This is a genomic window from Flavobacterium riviphilum (genome assembly GCF_055231795.1).
The window spans coordinates 515,794-537,260 of record NZ_JBUYSY010000001.1; the positions used below are offsets into that span (position 1 = coordinate 515,794).

Consider the following 21,467-nt stretch of genomic DNA (forward strand, 5'->3'; position numbering starts at 1 on the left):
TTGGGCACTGTCTTTCTTCATTATCGCATTAAAGTAAAGTGTCCAACAAATTCACGATTGTCTTGAACATTTCTCAATTTCAAAATATACCAATAATCTCCTGTTGGCAATTCGAGACTGTTGTATTTACCGTCCCAGCCTTCGCCTTCTCTCAAGCTAGCCACTTTTCGGCCGTAGCGATCAAAAATACTAATGGTTAAATCTTTGTAATTGATGGTATTCGTAGGCAACCACGTATCATTATTTCCATCACCATTAGGCGTAAACACATTTGGAATATTAATATCAATGAATTCGAAGTAACGTGTTGCGGTTGCTTCACAACCATTAACATCTCTTACAATTACCGTATAATCTCCCGATTTGTAATAAATCATTTTGTTGTTGGTAGTAAAGGTACTGCCACCATCAAAAGAGTATTGGTAATTACCTGCTCCACCGGCTGCTGTAGCAACAATTTCATTCAAACCACCATCAGCCAAATTCAAGGTTAATTGTGCAAAACCTTTCACTTCAAAAGAAACGGTTGTTTTCTCACAAGTGTTCAAGTGTCTTGCCGTGATGGTATGGAATCCTGCTGCGACATTCATGAAAATAGCGCTAGCTTGGAAAACTGTCGAACCATCTAGAGCATAATCTACCTCAGCTGGATTGGTAATACTTGCGTCTAAAGTAACAGTAACGGTATTACTTGGTGCATTATTATCACAACCATAGGTTACACTAGCTTTTGGATCTAAGTTCACGGATTTATCTAAAGCCACCAACCATTCTGCCGTACAGCCGTTGAAATCCTTAATATATACCGTATGATCTCCTCCAGTTAAACCTGTAAAGGCAAATACGTTTTGTGTGGCCGTACCCGTTGTATAGGTTCCGTTTCTATTGTCGATACTTACGCTATAAGGGGCTACACCTCCGATGATGTTGATATCGAAAGCAGCATTGTTGTCACCAAAACAAACTTCTTGAACTTCTGAACCTGCTACCGTATTCACAAAAATAGGTTGTGGTTCGGTGACATCTCTAGTCAAAAGAACATAACATCCGTTTTCATCTTGTACAATAATTTGATAGTTTCCAGGTGCTAAATTGTCAAAAACACCTGTATCAAAGAACTGGTCTAATCTTGGAGAAATAGCATACTTAATTACCCCTGTTCCACCAGAAGCGGTTACGTTAATAATACCATTGGCTGCTCCATTACACGTAACTGGAGTAACTACAGTAGTAGCGGTAACAGGCAATAATGGTTCTGTAATAGGAACAACACCTGTAGAAATTACATTACAATCTTGACTATCTACTCGGACTTGATAAGTTCCTGCAGGCAATTGTGTGAAATTACCTGGAGTGGTTTGTACTGGCGTAAAGGCCACTGGATTTCCAGTACCGTCTAGTAAAGTATAAACATAATTTCCTAAACCACCTGTTGCGGATGCAACAATAACACCACTCGTATCACCATTACAATTGATTTTGGCATTTTGTACATCTAAGGTCACTTGTAATGTAGGTACCGGTTCAACAGTAATATCATTGGAAACGATGCTAGTACAACCGTTCGTATCACGCACATAAAAACGGTAGGTTCCTGGTGTTACCGGTAAAGTAATAGAAGATCCTGTCATAGGACTCCAAACACCTGTAGCTGTAGTACTATACTCATAGGCTCCTGTTCCACCAGTTGCACTCAGGGTAATCGTTGCTGTAGTAGTACATGTTGGCGTTGTTGCCAATACTAAACTTGCCATCACTTCTGTTGGCTCATTGATTACAATTGGAACCGAAGTCGTTCCACAACCCCAACCATCAGTTACCGTTACGGTGTAGGTTCCTGCTCCTAAATTATTGAACACATTTCCACTTTGTGGTCCAGAGCTAATCATTGGCGTAGCCGAGGTCGTATTCAAAGTATATAAGTAATTTGATCCTTGACCACCTGTAGGAGCACTTACGGTTATACTTGCATTGGTATCTCTTATACAAGCTAGCAATGTAGTACTTGGTGTTGCTGTAAAGGCAATTGGTGTTGGGTTATTCAATACCACAGTAGCGAACACTTCACATCCTTTTGAATCTCTTACTTTAACCGTGAAGGTACCTGCGGTTAGGTTATTAAAGTTACTCACTGTAGACCATGGAGAAACTACAGTTGCACCATTTTCTAATTGGAACTCATAACCACCTGGCCATCCACCGGTAGCGGTAGCCGAAATTGACCCGTCATTGTTACCTGCTACACAAGTAATTGCAGTATGGGTTTCTGCTATTGTTAATGCTGCGGTAGGTCCTGTAATCGTAAAGTTTTTACTTACGGTGCAGAAAGGCGTTTGATTCAATGTAGCCGTAATCATAAAGGTTCCCGCACGTAAACCCGTTAAGTTTATTGACCCAGCTGTTGGACTACTAGTCGAAGGCACTACCACTATTGGTGCTAATGGATTTGCAATGTCAAACACAGTATAAGTAAATGGTCCTGCATTATCTACTGGCGTAGGCACTCGATCTATTAAAGTCACTCTCGCACTTCCGTTAGCGTCATTTAAACAAATAACATCCACTACATTATCAACAAGCAATTCGAAGGTATTCGGGTTGTTTACGTAGTGTACGCCGATAATTTCACAATTGGTGTCTAAGTTTTTGACATTGATTATATAATTTCCTATTGGTAAATTGGTGAAAGTAGCCACACCGCCAACTATTGAAACTGGAGGTAAACTATATGCCGTTCCTTTAATTGCTGCTGGAGGGGTAACACTAGTATCATAGATTACATCCTGAACCGTAAACGCTAAGTTAGCAGGCGTACCTCCAATTGAAGTTACCGAAACAGCTATGTCCTCAAGGTTAGTACACGTTATCGCATTAGTAACGTTCACATTTACTTTATCCAATTGCACATAAGGTGCAATGGTAATTGCGGTAGTTGACGTACCCACACAACCTTTGTTGTCATACACCTTCACTACATAAGAACCTCCTGAAAGATTCGCTTCGGTGTATACATTGCTGTTACCAAATTGAACTGAAGTGCCATTTTTAATGAATTCATAATTCAAGTATGTACCAGAACCTCCTGTAATTAAAGTTGGATCTACCGTAATCGTTGCTAAATTTCCTGTATTTCCTGAAGTACAAGCGAATTGAACTGGGGTAATCGTTGGCACTACAATTGGTGCAGGTTGAGCAACATCTATAGTTTGTGAAACTGGACAACCTCTACCGGAAGTAACCGTTACGGTATATCTTCCCGCTGCTAAACCACTGAATAATGGAGAAGGTTGCGCACCTGTTGCAGGAATGGTCACCGCTACTCCACCTACAGTAGTTCCTGTTAAAGCATACGTATAAATAGGATTACTATTTACAGTCAACGTTGATGGAGCCATGTTAGTGGTTATAGTACCATCATTTCCTCCGTTACAAGTAACTGGAGTTGGATCTAATACAAAAGCAATGGCTGTATTAGGTAAGAACATAGTTACGTCTACTGATTTAACACAAGTTGTTGTGATATCTCTTACGTAGAAAGTATAAGGCAGTAATCTTGCTTGTAAACTACCAAATACATTGGAAGATACAAAAGTACTACCATCACTACTATATTGATAGTTAGATGGTATTGACCCTCCACTAGCCGTTAAGGTCACCACACCGTCTGCAGCTGTACAAGTTGATAAGGTAGTAATGTCAGCTTGCAATTGTAACGGTTCGAAAATCGTTACTGGTGTAGCTGTTTTTGCAATACAACCATTAGCATCTCTTACCCAAACAGTATAATCACCAGGCGCAGTTACAGTTAATGAAGACGAAGATTGGAAACTATTACCATCCAAACTGTATTCTAAAGTTCCTACACCTGTACCCACTGCAAGTATCGTATAACCGGCTGGGTTAGCACATTGACTAGCAACTGTAGCTGTAACTGTTGGCACTGGATCTAATGAAATTGGCACTGTTACAGAACGGAAACATCCGTTAGCATCTTTTACATATACGTCGATTAGATCTGGGGTTATAGTTGTAGCTGACGTTGCAATTGTAATGGTTTTTGAAGGTGAGTAGAACCCTATTGGACTTGTTCCAGTAGGCACAAAAGCAAATTCAAAGCCTGGCGTTCCGCCCACAATAGTAGTTTCATCAACAGTAACTACTGCTCCTGTGGTGTTACAATTTTGATTTTTAACGTTAACACTAAGATTAGTCAAATCTAAAGCAGCTGGCTCTGTAATGATAACAGTATTAGAAGTTTTTATACAACTTGGATACGCTGTTTGTGTAATCACAACGGTGTATTCAGAAACTGGTGTAGTCGCAACTAAACCGTGAGTAAGTACCAATGGATTAGTCGTTGTATTTCCTGAACCTGAAAAACCTGTAGTCACACCACCTTTGAAAATTTCATAATTATAAGTTCCCGTATAGTTACCAATATTAATTTCAATAGCACCCGTTGCATTCGTAGCACAATCTACATTTGCTGCAGCACTTGCGGTTACGGTCATGGTATTGAATACTGGAACGGTATACGCATTTGAAATAATACTACAACCTGTTGTATTATCTGTTATTTTAAATTCATAAAAACTTCCTATTGATATAGCAGGATAAGTGAATGAAGTAGCACCAGCAGTAATTGGTGTTATCGCGCCATAAGCTCCTCCATCAATAGCAACTTGATAACTGAAATTTGTAGGTGTTGCACCACCAGTAATCGCTACATTAATTATTTCTGTAGGAATAGGAGTAGTACAATCGACTTTAGTACCTAAACTCGCTACAGCTGACACCAATTTAGGGAATGGGGTAATTGGAACTATAATATCATCCGTACAACCATTCGCATCTTTAGCATAAAATGTTAGGTTTTGTGTAGCACCTGTATCTATAACATCAAAAGTATTGGTTGATGACCAGTTGAGATTATCCCTACTAAAAGTGTAATCTGCAAGCACTGTACCTGCTCCACCACTTGCCCCAAGAGTTACTACTGTTACGTTTGGTGTATTGGTTGGAGAACAAGTAAAGGCAGAAGCTGATGCGGAAGCAACAACTGGTGATGGATCATCAATAACAACCGTATCTGGAGTTGAACAACCCCTAGCTGATGATACAAGTATATCATAAGTACCTGCAATCAATCCAGTAAATAGACCTGTAGACTGTGTTACAGGAGCCGCAGCAGTTGGTGCAGTTCTTGTAATTGTATATGTATACGGCGGATTATCATTGGTTGCATCCAAAACGATATCAATAGTACCATTTGCAATATTCCCTTGCGTACCTGTACAACTTGGAGCAGTTGGATTAGCTGTATAATCAACTGCTGTTGGCGCACTTAAAGTAACCTCTGTAGTAGTGGTACAATTGGTTGGAATAGCCGTATCTCTCATTGTTATGGTATAAGTACCATGTGGCAAAGCACTAATCACAGCTCCCGTTGGAGTATTCGTAATTAATCCCGCTACAGGTACAATACTATAAGTGTAAGTTCCTGCACCTGTTCCGCCAGAAGCAGTTAAAGTAACCTGTCCATCATTATTGGCACAAGTAGGTAAGGCATCGATAAACGGTGTCACTTTTAACGGAGCTGCAATAGTTATATTTTTGGTGTCAGTACAACCATTAGCATCTTTTATTGTAACCGTATGTGGACCTGAATTTAAACCTGTAAAGGTATTAGCAGGCGGTAAACTTGTAAAATCACTTCCGTCTATGCTAATAGTATAGGTACCTACACCAGCCGTAGTTTCTGTAACTAAAATTTCAAAAGCACCCTCTGCCACACATTTATTTACAACAGACAAATCAATAACAGGGGTTGGATCTTTGGCAATTGGCACATTTAGTAAATCAAAAGTACAACTATTAACATCTGTAACTCTAATGTTCCAACTTGTCCCAAGATTATAATCTAAAGTTAAAACGTTACTACTAGCTACAATACTTGGAGGATTGGGAGCAACTGCATAGGTATAAGTGTACGGTCCTGTTCCACCTGTTGTCTTTAAGGTTACCAATGCACCAGAATTACAAGTAGCAGGCACATTTGAAGTTACTACTGATGTAAGTGGTTGTATCGGTTGTGTTATATCGAAAGAATAAAACTGTGCACATTTTGTACCATCAACTTCCTCCACTTTTAATGTATATGCCCCAGAAGCTAAACCAGTAAAGCTATCTGTTATAGAACTTAATGAAGCAACTGTTACAATTTTAAAAACTGATGGGACTAATGATTTATTGGTTAATTGATCTAAAATCTCTAAACGCAATTGAGTTACTGATGGTGTGTAATCAGAAACTGTAAAGTTTATTGTTCCATTTGTAGAAACTGGAGAAGTATTACATGTAACATTACTTACTATAACAGGATCAATTTTGATAAGCGATAGTGCTTTAATTTTTACTTCTACAATTGAAGAACAATTATTGTTATCAATAACTTGAAAAAAGTAGGTTTGTCCAAAATTCAATCCTGTAAATGTAGCTGTTGTAGATGCAGTTGCAGGCTGAGCGGATGATAGGTCACCATATATAGAATAAACATAATTTGGTGCTGTTGGGAAAGCTGTGTCCAATTGCAAATTTACTGTAGCACCAGTTATACAATCTCCTGATATTACTGGCGGTAAAAATGTTAAATAAGGAATTGAGTTAATTCTAAGTTTGGTACTTTTAAATTCACAACCTTTAGCATCAGATACCGTAACATAGTAATCACCAAAATTCAAATTGTTTGGAAATACATATGATGTTGATGAAGTGTTTACTGAATCTAAAATGTTATTTGCAGAATCTAACAATGTGAACTTATAAGGTGCTTGTCCATCAATAACATTTGTTATTTCAATACTACCAGGAGTATCAGCAAGATTACAAGTTATATCATGAACAGTTATTGCAGCTTGAAGTGGTGCAGGATTATTCAATACAATAGTTCCTTTAGCATCACAACCTTTATCATCTCTAACAATATAATTATAAGTACCAGCAGCTAGGCCACCAAATACATTAGCAGAACCAAAAGAAGTTGGAACTGTAGGCGAAGTAGCAATAGCATAAGTAAACGGAGCAACACCTGCCGTAGCTGTTAAACGAATAGAACCGTCAGTAGATCCATTACACGTTGGGTCAACATGTGATTCACTAGCAGCAACTGGAGTTGGTGTATTAGTGTTTACAGTATTAGTAACTCTTGTACAACCATTAGCATCGGTAATTTCAAATTGATATGATTTGCCAATAATAATTCCAGTGTCTGTGTAATTGAATGTTGTTCCTCCAAAAGAAGTAGCTGTACCAAAACCAGCTCCATCAATATTAACTTTATAACTAAAAGGAGCTTTACCACCTGTAACATCCACTCTAATAGTAGCTTCTGCAGGTATTGAACATGTAATGTCTTTAGTTCTAATAGCATTTGCTGCTAATACCTCACTTACTGTAACAACTTCTGCTTTTGTACAACCAAAAGCATCTCGTACTGTAATAGTATAAGTTCCAGGCGCAACGTTAAATGTATCTAATAAAGCACCAGTTGGAGCAACCCCTGTATTGATAGAATAAGTATAAGTACCTGAACCTCCCGTGGCAGTAGCTACGATTTGATTTGTATTTCCTGCAACAGAACAAGCCGCAGTAACTGTTGGAGTTACTACAAGTGCGGTGTAAGGTGCAATAGTAAATGGGATAGAAACAGTACAACCATTAGCATCTTTAACGCTTGCGGTATAATCACCAGCCGCTAGATTGTTAAAAGTTTTAGTACTTTGTGTAACAACTGTTGTTGATGGAGATGGTCCTGTAACGGTATAACTATTAGATCCCCATCCACCAGTGGTATTGATGGTGATACTTGCAGTAGCTTTAGTACAAGTAATAGGAGAAATAGTTGGAGCTGTAATTGCTAAAGCAGCACTTGGCGCTGCTACTGTTGCAGAAGCCTTTACGCTACATTTGGTTGTAGTGTTGGTAATTTCTAATTCATGAAGTCCAGCCGCTAAATTAGGAACTAGAATATCAAATGTAGTTCCTGTTAATGGTGAACTTGCTGAACCTGCCGCTACACCATCTATAGTATAAGAATAAGGGGTATTATTGCCAAATCCGCCAACCGTATATCGAATAGATCCGTTGCTCTCACCAACGCATACTACATTGCTCACCACTACTCCACTAGCAGAAAGTGTTGGTAATACAGGTACTGAATAGGTGGTAGAGAAAAGACATTTTTTAGCATCTCTAACTTCAAAACGATAGGTAACCCCTGGATCTAGATTGGTAAAAGTAGCGCTAGACTGAAACAGCGTTACTGCAGTAGCTGGAGCACTAATTCTATATTCTAGTGGTAATGAACCGCCCGTGACGCTATCAATTGTGATGTCCGTTTTATTTGCAGGACAAGTAACCGCACTATAAGTAAACGTCATTGCCGTTGGAGGCGTCAAAGCATCAATCACCAAGGCTGGAGAAGAAGTAAGTGAACATCCTTTGGCATCGGTAGCCGTTACGGCATAACTTCCAGCTACACTCAAATTAGTAAAAATTCCTGTTGTATTACTAGCTACTGTTGTGACACCTCTTTTTAGGACATAAGTAAATCCTCCATTTCCATTCGAAGCCAAAGCAGTAATAGTCGCATTAGTAGTACAAGTATAAGGAGTGGTAATATTAGCTGAAAGATTAATTGGAGTAGGTTCAAAAACAACTGCTGTACCATCATATATACATCCCTTTTTATCTTTAATTTGATAAGGGTAAGAAGTTCCAGCTACAGAGCCTGACAATGAACCATAGGTTACAGTACCAGAAAATCCTAAATTATTAAAATTATAAGTAAAAGGAGCCACTCCAGTAAGGGCTTGTAAAGTCACACTTCCGTTGTTTAAGGTCTCACACGTTTCGTTTGTTACTACTGCATTACCCGTCACCGCAACTTTAGCATTGATAGTAGTAGAAGTAGTGGTTTTACAACCAATTGCATCTGTAATTTCAAATTTATAGGTACTGGCTACTCCAGTCGTATACGTAAAAGTAGTACCTGTCCCTACAGGTCCAACTAATGTACCCGGTCCTGTTCCTGAAAGCAACACCACGGTAAATGGTGCTGTTCCGCCAGAGATAGTTCCAGAGATAATCGCTTGGTCGTTTGGCGCTGGATCGCAATCCAAATCAGTAGTTACAGCTGAATTCGCCGTTAACTTCGCATTAATTACTTGTTGCGTTGTATCAAAATAACAACCATTACTATCGGTTACTCTAAAGACATAATTGCCCGTTACCGCAGCCGTATGGGTAAATGTTGTTGTAGTAAAGGTCGCGCTAGAAGCACTAAAAGTACCACCGTTTAATTTTGTTTGATAGCTATAAGGTGCTACACCTCCTGAAATAGACACGTTGATTTGTGCACCAGTAGTTGGATCAAAACAAAGTGCTGTGCTCGGAACAACTGCTGCGGAAATGGTTGGTGGTGCAGTTACATTTACCCCTACACCTACCGGGATTGGACATCCGTTAGCATCTTTTACAAAAACAGTATAGCTTCCTGAAGGAACATTGGTAAAAATTCCTCCGTTGTTACTATAGGCATAACCCGTAATAACAGTCACGCCATCTGCCTGACGTAATTCGTATTGGTAAGCCGGAGTGCCTCCGCCCCCAATAGCGGTGATGGTTGCCCCTGTGGTACAAGTAGCGGTTTTCGTTACTGAAGCACTAAGCGTCACTGCAGCGGGCTGGCTTATGTTTACGTCAAATGGTTTCGCACAAGCCGTTACTGCAGAACCTACTGGGCGTACAATCACTTTGTACAAGTTAGCCGCCAAATTAGAAACGGTTACAGGAGAAGTTGTCGAGGTCGTCCAATTCGCTCCGTTATTGGTAGAATATTCAAATCCTTTGATTGGGTCAAAATTACTTGCAGCTATAGTAAATTCTCCATTGGTCAAGCCATTACAAGTTACATTTTTCTGTCCTGTAATTTGAGCGGTAAAGGCTTTGCCAGCGTCGATAACTAGCGGAAAACTTTTTGAAGCAATACAGGTTCTTGGGAGTTGGTAGACACTAATGTCATCAATAGCTACGTCGTTCCCATTTTTATTACTTTTATTGGAACGAATAATAAAGGTTAGCGTGGTATTTCCTTTAGGATCTAGAGTAAAAGGTGTTTTGGGGTATCTTTCCCATAATTCAGATTTAGGGACATCACCGGTAGTAAAGGTTGAGATTTCCACTCCAGTAGCATCCACTAACGCAACCGCCAAATTACAATCGATTTGATTATTCCCTTTTCTAAGTAAATTTTTTACATACAACTCAAAATTAATGGGTTGGTTGGGAATGATGTCTTTAATTACTTTTTTATAAATCACATCTGTTGTAGCAATTTTGTCTCCTAAGTTTACTACCAAGCATCTTCCTTTAGGTGTAGGAGGAACCGTTGGAGGGGTATGGTCACCCGGTTGTATCCAAGCACCATAAGGCTGCACTATGCTAGACGTTACAGAATAATCACCATCTTCAATAACAATACTACTTTGACATTTGAAAGCATTCACTTGACGTTCAAAACAATAAAAAGTAGTATTAATTCCAGGAGATTGAGTATCTGCACCATATCCAAAGTTTTCAAACAACAAATTACTAGGAGTTGGTACAGCATTCAATTTGTAGTCAACCCTGATGTAATGAGGATTAGGTACTGAGGAAACATTAAGGAACACATTACTTGGTGTGTTGGTGTTTTTCACACCATCCAAATAGTATTCATAGCTATACGATGCATTGGGCGGGTTAGCCACTGTAACTGTACTCGTTGCTGTACCATCACAATTGAAATCAATTTGTGGCGTAGCGTTAATTTCTGGTTCTGTGGGTTCATCCAATAAGGTTACCGATGCTTTATAAATACAGTTATTGGCATCTTTTACATATAAATCATAGGTGCCTGGTGCTTTGTAAGCATCATTAGTGGTCGTCCAAGTCAATTGATTATCGAAACTAAAGAGGTAAGGGTTGGCACCCGCAAAAGGCGTTCCTCCTTGTGGGTTGGTGATGCGGACTTTTCCAAAGTTTTTATTTGGAGCCACTCCACAACCTGCTAATTCAGAAACTCCAGCGGAAGCAGTTAGTGCAGCAGCTGGTTCGGTAATGGTAATATCAGGCAGTGTTTCAAAACAATCTACTCCACTTAAAGTATATCTTAAAACTGGCTTGTAAACACCTAGTGGCAAATTAGAAAAAGCACCATTAGCTACATAATTGGCACCGTTGTCAATGCTATAGGCTAAGGTATAACCATTGGCATTGGTCACATTAAAGTTGATGGCTCCAGAATTCGCTCCGTAACATAAAACATCGGTTTTGGTTACTGTGAATACTGGTTTTGGATTAGAATTGATATTGATATCTGGAATAGTATATAAACAATTGTTTTTATCAACAACCCTAATAGAGTAAGTACCTCCTGGACTAGGAATGGCAAATACATTACTAGTCACAAAAGGTTTACCATCAATAGAGTAATTATAAGGCGCTGTTCCTCCTTGTGCGGTAACTGTCAATTCACCGTCATTGCAGGTAATGGGTTTTGTAATGGCAACAGTAGCTGCTAATTGTGTAGGGGCATCAATTACAATTCGTTTTTTACCAGAGCATCCATTCTCTGTAATGGCTTCTACATCATAACTACCTGGACTAAGATTCCCAAATGTAAATTGATTACCCATTTGCAAACCTGAGGTAGTAATAGGAGTAGTTCCTCCAGCAGTATAGATATTAAAAGTATATTGTGGTTCAACATCATTAGCAACCACTAAAACATTTCCTTTATCTCCAAAACATAAAGGTTGAGAGGCATTGGCTGTAATTGTAAAATTTCTTTGACGAATAGAAATATTTTGTACTTTGAAAATACAAGGATTAGTAGCAACACCAACTTGTCTTACATATACAGTGTATGATTTTTGAGTCGTAATATTAAAAGTATTCGAACTTTGGTAATTCGTTCCATCAATACTGTACTCATATCCTGAACTCGGTACATTATTGACCACAATTTTTCCTGGGGTTGTACAAATAATATCCGTAGCAGTTACCTTAGGATCTAAAGTGTTTTTATAGACATTGAAATAAAACCGGTTAAAACAACCTCCATCATAATTAATGGTTACACGGAATTGTCCTGCGGTATTTGCTAAAAAGTTAGGTCCATTCGGGCCAGCTGAAACCCATGTACCAGCACATGCAGCACTTTCATTTGCACATAAATCTGATAAAGCTGCTGGGGGGGCGCAAGTAGTAGTTTCCCAAACAATACTATTGGCTCCAGTTATCCCAGTTGCAATGGCTCTAGCGTCATTTAAACCACATAAGAAAATTTTAGGCAATACAATTCCATTATTTGGGCAAACTGTAATTGATCCATCAGGATTTTTGTTGTCTGCATAAGCAATAATTGGGTTCACAACAGTCCCACCAAAAGGAGTCACTGTAAAATCCTCTTTATAATCCGTACATGGTGCTATTCCAACAGCATATACTTTGTAAACCCCTGGTTGTGTAACGGTAACCTTTTCGGTAGAAGCTGTAAACCCAAAAGGCCCTGTCCAAGAATAACTAGCATAACCACTAGGACCATTAAGCGTTTTACTAGCTTCGCATAATACTTGACTTTGCGAATAGATACAGTCATTAATTCCCACTAAAAAGTTAGTAGGCTGCGGCAATCCTAAATTACAGGCTGTAAATTTTGAAATACTAGGGTCATCCGTTATTTGGGTAGGATTAACTACTCCCTTATAAGTGGCATAAGCTGAGTTTTTAATGACATTATCACAACGATCTACTAAGGAATTACAATCGGGTTTTACTTTTACTTTGAATCGAATTTCATATCGAACAAAAGGAGGGCCTGGAGTCAAGTTCTTTTTAACTAAGGCATCCGGAATATTGAAAATTAATGTTCTTGTTGCAGCATTGTAAGAATGCGTCACTCCCGCAGGTAATGATGCTAAATCAATGTCACTCGGATAGACAAAGTCAATATTTTTTGGTAAAATATCTTTTATTGTAAATCCCGTAGCATCATCATTCCCTTGATTTTCAAAACCAATCACATAATTTAATTGCTGTCCTAAAATCACATTAGCATTGCTGGCATCTACCCCTTTATCATCATACACTTCTTTGGTCAACAAAATGGAGGGTTCTATAATATCTACTGCAAAAGTGGTCAAAAAGGCTCCATAGCCATCGGTTTCAGTAGTAAGTTTTATCTTACCACCAGTTTCAGCATTGGGAATTATATTCTTGGCATTATTAGGTATATCGATAAGATCAATATCAATTCCTAAGGTATTTTTACTATCGGGAGTTCTACTAGAATTGATTACTCCTACATTAGAAATAGTTGCATTAAAGAAATTGTTAACTGGATTTATTACATCGCTCAAAACTGAAAAAGTAGGTAATGAATTAGCTTTGAAATACATATTATCTTTACCGTCCCAAATATCTCCTTCTAATGCACCTACCCCAATTTTAGCATTTACAGGTAGTGGAGATGGTAGCGTTTGAAATCCATTAACATCAAATTCAACTGACTTTAATTGATTGACACCAGAATCAGGATTCACCCCAACATAACCATCGAAAATAGAAATGTATTTACTAGTTAGTGTTGGACTTTCATAGACCACAACAAGTGACCATCCACCTGCGCCACCGCCGTCTCTTCTACCCCTAGCTGCTCTAACATTTGCAACAGTATATGTTCCATCGGCATCCGTCAAATTTCCAACAATTGATGTTACATCTTTAAAACAAACATAAGGGGAATCCTTGAAAGAATCAGTTACATTAGGTCCATTCTTTTTATAGCCATCAAAAATGATTTGGTCTGCCACAATATCTTGATAATTCCCATTTGGAACCCTAAAGCGAATTTTATCAATATTGTTATCTCTTAGTGAGCCTTCATATTTAGCATCTTTATTCGTACTTCTATCATAAGGATATATCGCGGACCAATATAAACCGGCAAAGACAATTCGTTTACAGGTGTTGTTAATTTTTAGAACTGCTGAACTCGAACTGAAATTATTACTACCATCAGGATCAATGTTAATATACTCGACAAAAAAGTCATTGTTTGCACCATTGCCATTATAAGGTAGATTGGCTTCTGTTGTCAAAGCTGCTAAATTGGTCACAGTACCCGTATAGGCGACGCCATTAACAGGAGGCGCTGGAGAAAAAATCGCTGGATTAGTAGTCGTATTTTGTGCACCTACTTTATTTATTACAGTATTTCCAATCAAAGCTACATCCCCTTTCACTTTTAGGTATTTGTTTCCACTAGCATCTTTTAATCTAGCATCAAAAGCTGTCCCTATTTGCCCATAAGACGCCTGTGTCATAAAAAGCAAAATTCCCACCATAGCAAAAGCATTGGATAGGAATCTTTTTTTAGACCGATGCACTAACGATAATCTCTCAATGCAGGTAGTAAACAACAAGTTTAGCTTCTTGGAAATAGAAACAAAATACTCCAAAAATAACAAGTGTACAATAGTAGGTTTTTTCATGGTTTTGGCATTGTATTAAAAATCTTAAAGCTAATTCCCTTGGGGAAGGAACCAGCTTTAAAGAAAAGACTATTTATAATTGTGTTCCAAATTATTTTACTAAAATTTTTAACGATACTGTATCTACTCTTAAAAAGTACTACAAAGACATTTCAAGCTCAAAAGCATCTCATTAATTCTCCACTTTTATAATCGCCATTTTATTAGTAAATGGTAATTTGCCTTTGTTGTTCATTTCACTTTGTGCTTCTTGTATGGTCTCAAACTTGTCACTATAAATGTAATAGCTACTCGTATTGGCATCATAGAAGAAATTCACATTTTTCTGACCAGATGCTACCATTTGTGTCAAGAATTTGTCTCGTTTGGCCACATCTTTATGAACCGCAAGCACCGCATAAAAGGCACTTTCCGTATGGGCCACACGTTTCATAATTTGCATATTCGATTGCTCCTCTCCAAAGTCAAAATCATTTACAGTCAATGGAGTTGCACTAGTTTTTGTCGTTTCTTTGATGCGCTTCAACGTAGCTTGATCTTGTGCCAAACGATCTGAATCATTCAATGAATTCGCACGCTTGATACGACGTTTTTTCTCCACTTCAACAGCTACTTTAATATTTTCTAATGACTCCAATAAACGATTATTCGATTGGATAGTTGCAGATTGCTCCGCCTTCAATTGATCAATCGATTTGAGATAACTTACACTTAAAGCATCCGTTGCGCTGGCACCTTTCTTAATACGCTCATCGAATAAATTCTTAATTTTAAGAATATTGTCATCTTGCATTTTATTCAAGGAAGCAATTTGAGATTTCAACGATTCAATAACTGCATTATCGTTTGTTGTACGCTTAATTTCTTGTGGTTCTTTGTATATTCCTTGCTCACTTAAGTCGTTTTCCTCCTTCATTTCACGCAATTCTTTGGCTTTCACCGCTACTTTTTGATCCAATTGAGCCAGTAATGATTTTTGCATCTTACTGGATTCTTCGGCTTGTTTGGCCATATCATCAATCGCTTTTGCGGTTTCATCTTTCACGACGATACTGGCCGCTTTGGCTTTTGCGTCAGCTTCGGCTTTTGCTTTGGCTTCCGCAGCTAGTTTCTCTTGACGTAAACGTTCTGCTTCGGCATCAGCTTTCGCTTTAGCTTCGGCTTGCGCTTTGGCTTCCGCAGCTAACTTCTCTTGACGTAAACGCTCCGCTTCGGCATCAGCCTTGGCTTTCGCATCAGCTTGTGCTTTGGCTTCCGCAGCTAACTTCTCTTGACGTAAACGTTCCGCTTCGGCATCAGCTTTGGCTTTGGCATCAGCTTGCGCTTTGGCTTCCGCAGCTAATTTATCTTGACGTAAACGTTCTGCTTCGGCATCAGCTTTGGCTTTGGCATCAGCTTGCGCTTTGGCTTCCGCAGCTAATTTCGCTTGACGTAGACGCTCCGCTTCAGCATCGGCTTTAGCTTTCGCATCAGCTTGCGCTTTGGCTTCCGCAGCTAATTTCGCTTGACGTAGACGCTCCGCTTCAGCATCGGCTTTAGCTTTCGCATCAGCTTTGGCTTTGGCTTCCGCTGCTAATTTTTCTTTACGTAAACGTTCTGCTTCGGCATCAGCTTTGGCTTTGGCATCAGCTTTGGCTTTCGCTTCCGCAGCTAATTTCTCTTGACGTAAACGCTCCGCTTCGGCATCTGCCTTGGCTTTCGCATCAGCTTTGGCTTTGGCTTCCGCAGTTAATTTCTCTTGACGTAAACGCTCCGCTTCGGAATCAGCCTTGGCTTTCGCATCTGCTTTAGCTTTCGCTTCCGCAGCTAATTTCGCATCCGCAGCTAGTTTCTCTTGACGTAAACGTTCTGCTTCGGCATCGGCCTTGGCTTTCGCATCGGCTTTCGCTTTAGTTTCTGCAGCTAATTTCTCTTGACGTAAACGTTCTGCTTCAGCATCGGCCTTGGCTTTCGCTTTAGTTTCTGCTGCCAATTGTTCTTGTCGTAAACGGGCGGCTTCGGCATCGGCTTTCGCTTTAGCATCTGCTTCGGCTTTCGCTTTGGCAATAGCCATTTCACGCAATTTTTCTTGACGTAATTTTTCTCTTTCTGCTTGAGCCTCCAAACGAGCAGCTTCCAAATTGGCTCGATCTATTGGCGAAATTATTGTAGTTGGCTTTGCAGGAGTTGTGGTTTTAGGTGTATTTTTAGTTACAGGTTTAGCAACCGGTTTTCTTGGCACTTCGACAGGAATTATCAAAGCTCCTTCTTCTTCATCATCTCCTGTAAAATAGGTACTATTTTTGAACTTATACGCCAAAACAATTTCATGAGAAGGGCCAAAACCAGAAAAACTTGAAAGCCCTTTCTCTAAATTATACTCAATAGAAATACTAGGAGTAATGTTCATCCCTATACCTCCCGAAAGGCCATATAAGGTATTATAACCCGCTTGTGCCCAAACTCCTATAGGTAGAGAAAACATGGCAAGACCCGAAAGTACCGTTTTATCCTTTTTAAATTCGGAACGCACTAAAGCTGTAAATTTACTTTTATCAAAAAATCCATAGGTATCCATATAGCCAGTATACATTAAATGGGCTTGTATGGATTGTTCTGGATCCTCTTGAAGCATTTTGGAAGATGAAACGTTGTAAGCAACTATATTATTTAATGCTAGACCGAAATCAAAAAAAGCAGTTCCATAATTAATACCTGGACTTAGGGTCAGCAAAAAATTGGAAGGAATATTGTTTAGAGAAGGATCAGAAGGATCATTGGTAATAATTCGTCCTCTATCGATACCACTTTGATAAGCGGCTAAATTCAACCCAAAAGTAAGATTACTTTCTTCTTGAAATACTACATTATGAGCAAAATTGGCTACCGCTCCAAAAGTAGAGATAATGTTGAGATTTTGTTTAAAAACCGCCAGACCGAATCCTTGATTTTCAAGAAAACGCCCAGAGTAACTCCCCAAATACGTAGTAGGAGCATTCTCTAATTGTCCCCATTGTTGTTTACTATACAGTGTAGCTACCGTATTATTTTCTTTGACAAAACTAAAAGCAGGATTAAGAACAAAACGATTGTACTTTAACGAATTTCGTATGGGTAATGCAAAAGATGCAACCCCATTTTCTACAGGGGGTGTTTGAGCATGAATATCAAACTGTAATCCACAAAATACGGCAATTAAAAGTAAAACATGCTTCATACTATTGTATCACTGTTATAGATCCCTTTTTAACCTTTTTATCAGCTGTTGTGATGATATAATAATATACGGGGTTCACGTTTTTAAATACTATCGGATTCGTTAATAAAGGCCAATTATTTTCATAACTAGTGGTTTGCAGCACTATCTCTCCCAAAGCATTAAGTATCACCACTTCGGTGTTGGTGCCTTTCACGTAAGCTTGAGGCAAAATCCAAGTATCATTGATAAAATCGCCATTTGGACTTATAACATTAGGAATATTGGGAACATCTGGAAAATTGTCTGGATCAGAAAGGTAAGTGATTTCGAACTCCAACTCTTTTGTTACCGAACAATTCCCGGGTTGTGTAATCACCACTTTATACTTTCCTTTAGTAGATACTTCATAGGTTTTGGAGCTTACATTAGGAATTAGTACCCCATTGAAATACCACTGATACGTTGGATTTACTGCATCTGTAGTGACTTGAACATTAACAGAAGTTCCAACATCTATGGCTTGCGTTGGTGGAACATTTAAACTACTGGAAAAAGTAACAGCCTTCAAATCAATACTGGCCGTAGCCTGACAACTTCCAAAACTAATTTTAGCACTATAAATTCCAGGTGAAGTTGCCGTATAAGTTTGATTAGTTGCATTGGGAATCGCAACATTATCTTTGAACCACTGATAAGAATTGGCTTGGGTAACCGTCAACAAAGTTCCGCCTTGAGTGTCGCAATACGGATTACCTTGACTCGAAGTAATAGAAGCAATGGCTCCCGAGCTAGAAGTGGAAACCGAAACTTTATTGGAATAGGAACTTGAGGTACAAGAACCGTAATTTGTTTCTACATAATATTCACCTGGTGCGGTAACCATGTAACTTCCACCCGTTGCTGCAGCTACTTTGGTTGGCGGAAGTGAACCTCCATTGTCTTTAAACCAATTGAATGTTAAACCCGGATATTTTAGTGGGGAATCATTTTGACCTGTACCAGGGTTATCAATCGTTAGCAAATACGTTCCTCCAGAGCAAATCACTACATTCTGAACACTATTGTTAATGGTGAAAGGACTGTCTTGGGGTTTATAATAAGCAGGGAAAGGATTAGACAATTGGCTCACACTAGGAGGAGTGGTACTTCGAACTCGAATTCTATAATTTTCACCAAATGTTGTGACGGGTACTGAAAGATTTGATATTTCAACTGGTGAAGTCTTGATTGCATCGGGTGCACTGGTATACAATACGGTTGGAGAGGCGAAACTTCCGTTTCCGTCAGACAGTTCTACAATAAACTGATTAGATGCATTAATTCCATTTGTTGCAGAAAAAACAAACTTAACCTTAAAAGTGTTAAATGAAGAATTAGCGCAAAATTGAGTGAATTCTAAAGTAGGTTTAGCAATCGCCATTTGAGCTTGAAGTGTTTGAACAAAAGGCGAAATTCCAACTGAAAATAAAAAGGTAAAAAGAATATATAAAACTACCTTACAGTTCCTTTTCATGTTTAAATTCAACGATTTAGTAGGTTAACATAAAAAAACTTTGGTTGTTTGGGGGGACAACCAAAGTTTTCAAATTGAACAATTTAGTTGTTAGAAGCAGTTATTTTAGAAATACGCAACCTAAAGTCAGGTCTCTTTTCATTAGAGAAATCTAAAAAGGCTTCTGCATTGTTCTTTTTATCGTAAACATTAAAAAAAGCACTGTTGCCGTACCAATTTTCTAACTCATCGTTGTTAGGATTAAATTCTGTAAAAATGTTTCCTTTACAAAAATTAATATATAATTGTTGCAATTTAATCTTATTCAAGTTAGATGCAGTAATGTCGATTTTTGCATCCAATACCACAGCTGGGTTGAAACCGGAAATCACAGTACGTTTCAAATCCAAATAGGTGTTTTCGGCTACTCTAACTGCATCTTTAATCAAGTCTTTTTGAATATCAGCGGCTAAATCGTCGCTGTCATTTAAAAAAGTCATATTAGTAGCGTTTACCGAGGTTTGCTTTTTAGTAAAATCTACCTCGCTTTTTTGATCATAGGAAGCTACGTCAAAACATCTTGAGGCTACAGTATTACTTGAAATGTAAGAAGATCGAATGGCTAAAGAATTGTCAATTCTACATTGAGCTCCATAATTGAATTTAAAATCAATACCATTCGCTCTGAGAGACACCAACTTAGTCATTACCAATTCTCCACCAAACACTTCGAAAGAATCTCCAGCACAGTTGCTTACCATTACATTTTCTATGATAGTTGTATTTCCAACACCTCCAAAAAAGATACCGTTGAAATTACCACTTCCTTTTATTTTCTTTCCCGCATACTCTACCCTTACGAATCGAAGTATTCCAGAATTAGAGGCAGCATTTGTACCCCCGTATACAGTCATGGCATTATCTAAATCATAATTCACAGAACCTACTCCACCAAATTTGTTAATAGGTGCATCACCTAAAATGACTAACCCACCCCAGTCTCCTGCTTTTTTCACACTTCGATTGGAAGTAAAAACAATGGGATCAGTTTCTAGACCATCGGCAATAATAGTAGACCCTTTGGTAATCACTAAAGCGGCTCCTGATGCAAAATCACCTATAATTACCGTACCTGGTTCAATAGTCAGTACTGCATTGTTATTTACATATACAGAGCCTTGCAAAAGATAAACATTTTTTTTCAACAACTTTGTATTGGTAGAAATAGTACCCGCCAATATTTGATTGGGCTCACCATAATCTGATTTAGCAGGCTTAAATTCTGTCCAATTGTTCAACCAATTGGTAGCACCTACTATACCTTTTTCTTGTGCACTTGCACTTACAAGAACCAATAGCCACAGAGCTATCAAACTGGTCAAGCTTTTCATAAGGCTAAAATTTTAAAGTGTTAATAATCATTGTAACTTTATGCTTTACCTGCTTTCGCAGGAGGTAATGTGAATTGTAAATTCAATGGATTAGTAGAGAAACCTTCCTTATTAGTTTTCTCCAATGCTATTCAACGACTTTAATGTTTCTTCATAAAACAAAATCGCCGAAATTAAATTTCCTTTGTCTGCATAAGGAACCATTTTTCTTTGAAAATCGACTGTCACTTCTAAAAACGAATCCATACTTTCGTTTTGCGTAGTCAATGCTTTTGTATTATTAGCATCTTCTGGGATTCCTAAGTCTGTTAAAGTAACACCTGGTTTGGTAACCAAAGCGATGTAAGGCAAAGTTTTTACTAAAACTTTAATTCTTTCAATGTACAATTCTAACAGAGGCCCCTTTTGCAATTGTTCCAATTCAGGTTTAGAATAATACTTTTTAATCAAAGCGGTTCTACTAATAATGCTCTGAGGTGCTTTAGTTTGTGCAGACGCTACTCCAAGAGCGAAAAAAAATAATACACCTAAAAAAATAATTTTCCCTTTCATGCTTTTTCGATTTTGTTAATTAAAATGTTAATAACAAAAATAATCAAATTAAGTTAACAGACAACTTAATGCCATAATTTTATGCTTAAAAAATATTACACAATTATACAAAAGTTAACTTTTATCGATAATATTTTCATTTAACGGATTGTTTAACAGTTGTTTAATATTTTTATTTTTAACAATTATAATTAATAATTTAATACCCATTTTAACTTATTTAACACTTTTAAATTGTTAATAAACAGCATTTTTCATAC

The 21,467-nt window shown here is 38.2% G+C and carries 5 protein-coding genes; all 5 read right to left on the bottom strand.

What is annotated here, in order from left to right; all coding sequences use genetic code 11:
* Positions 1-20: 20 nt before the first annotated feature.
* On the bottom strand, positions 21-14,594 hold the full coding sequence (locus ACZIX2_RS02270) for a T9SS type B sorting domain-containing protein (RefSeq protein WP_463338453.1): 14,574 nt from the start codon (positions 14,592-14,594) through the stop codon (positions 21-23).
* Positions 14,595-14,766: 172 nt separating this feature from the next.
* Positions 14,767-17,790, bottom strand: coding sequence for a PorP/SprF family type IX secretion system membrane protein (locus ACZIX2_RS02275; RefSeq protein ID WP_463338454.1), 3,024 nt, complete (start codon positions 17,788-17,790; stop codon positions 14,767-14,769).
* Position 17,791: 1 nt separating this feature from the next.
* Positions 17,792-19,285, bottom strand: coding sequence for a T9SS type B sorting domain-containing protein (locus ACZIX2_RS02280; RefSeq protein WP_463338455.1), 1,494 nt, complete (start codon positions 19,283-19,285; stop codon positions 17,792-17,794).
* A gap of 83 nt (positions 19,286-19,368) precedes the next feature.
* Entirely contained in the window at positions 19,369-20,655 is a 1,287-nt protein-coding gene (locus tag ACZIX2_RS02285) for a hypothetical protein (RefSeq protein ID WP_463338456.1), read from the bottom strand.
* Between the two features lie 111 nt (positions 20,656-20,766).
* Positions 20,767-21,207: a hypothetical protein gene (locus ACZIX2_RS02290; RefSeq protein ID WP_463338457.1), complete on the bottom strand. Its 441-nt coding sequence runs from the start codon at positions 21,205-21,207 to the stop codon at positions 20,767-20,769.
* Positions 21,208-21,467: the final 260 nt, after the last annotated feature.

Coding starts and splice junctions, on each gene's coding strand:
- ACZIX2_RS02270 (WP_463338453.1), bottom strand. CDS start 14,594: ATGAAAAAACCTACTATTGTACACTTGTTATTTTTGGAGTATTTTGTT.
- ACZIX2_RS02290 (WP_463338457.1), bottom strand. CDS start 21,207: ATGAAAGGGAAAATTATTTTTTTAGGTGTATTATTTTTTTTCGCTCTT.
- ACZIX2_RS02275 (WP_463338454.1), bottom strand. CDS start 17,790: ATGAAGCATGTTTTACTTTTAATTGCCGTATTTTGTGGATTACAGTTT.
- ACZIX2_RS02285 (WP_463338456.1), bottom strand. CDS start 20,655: ATGAAAAGCTTGACCAGTTTGATAGCTCTGTGGCTATTGGTTCTTGTA.
- ACZIX2_RS02280 (WP_463338455.1), bottom strand. CDS start 19,285: ATGAAAAGGAACTGTAAGGTAGTTTTATATATTCTTTTTACCTTTTTA.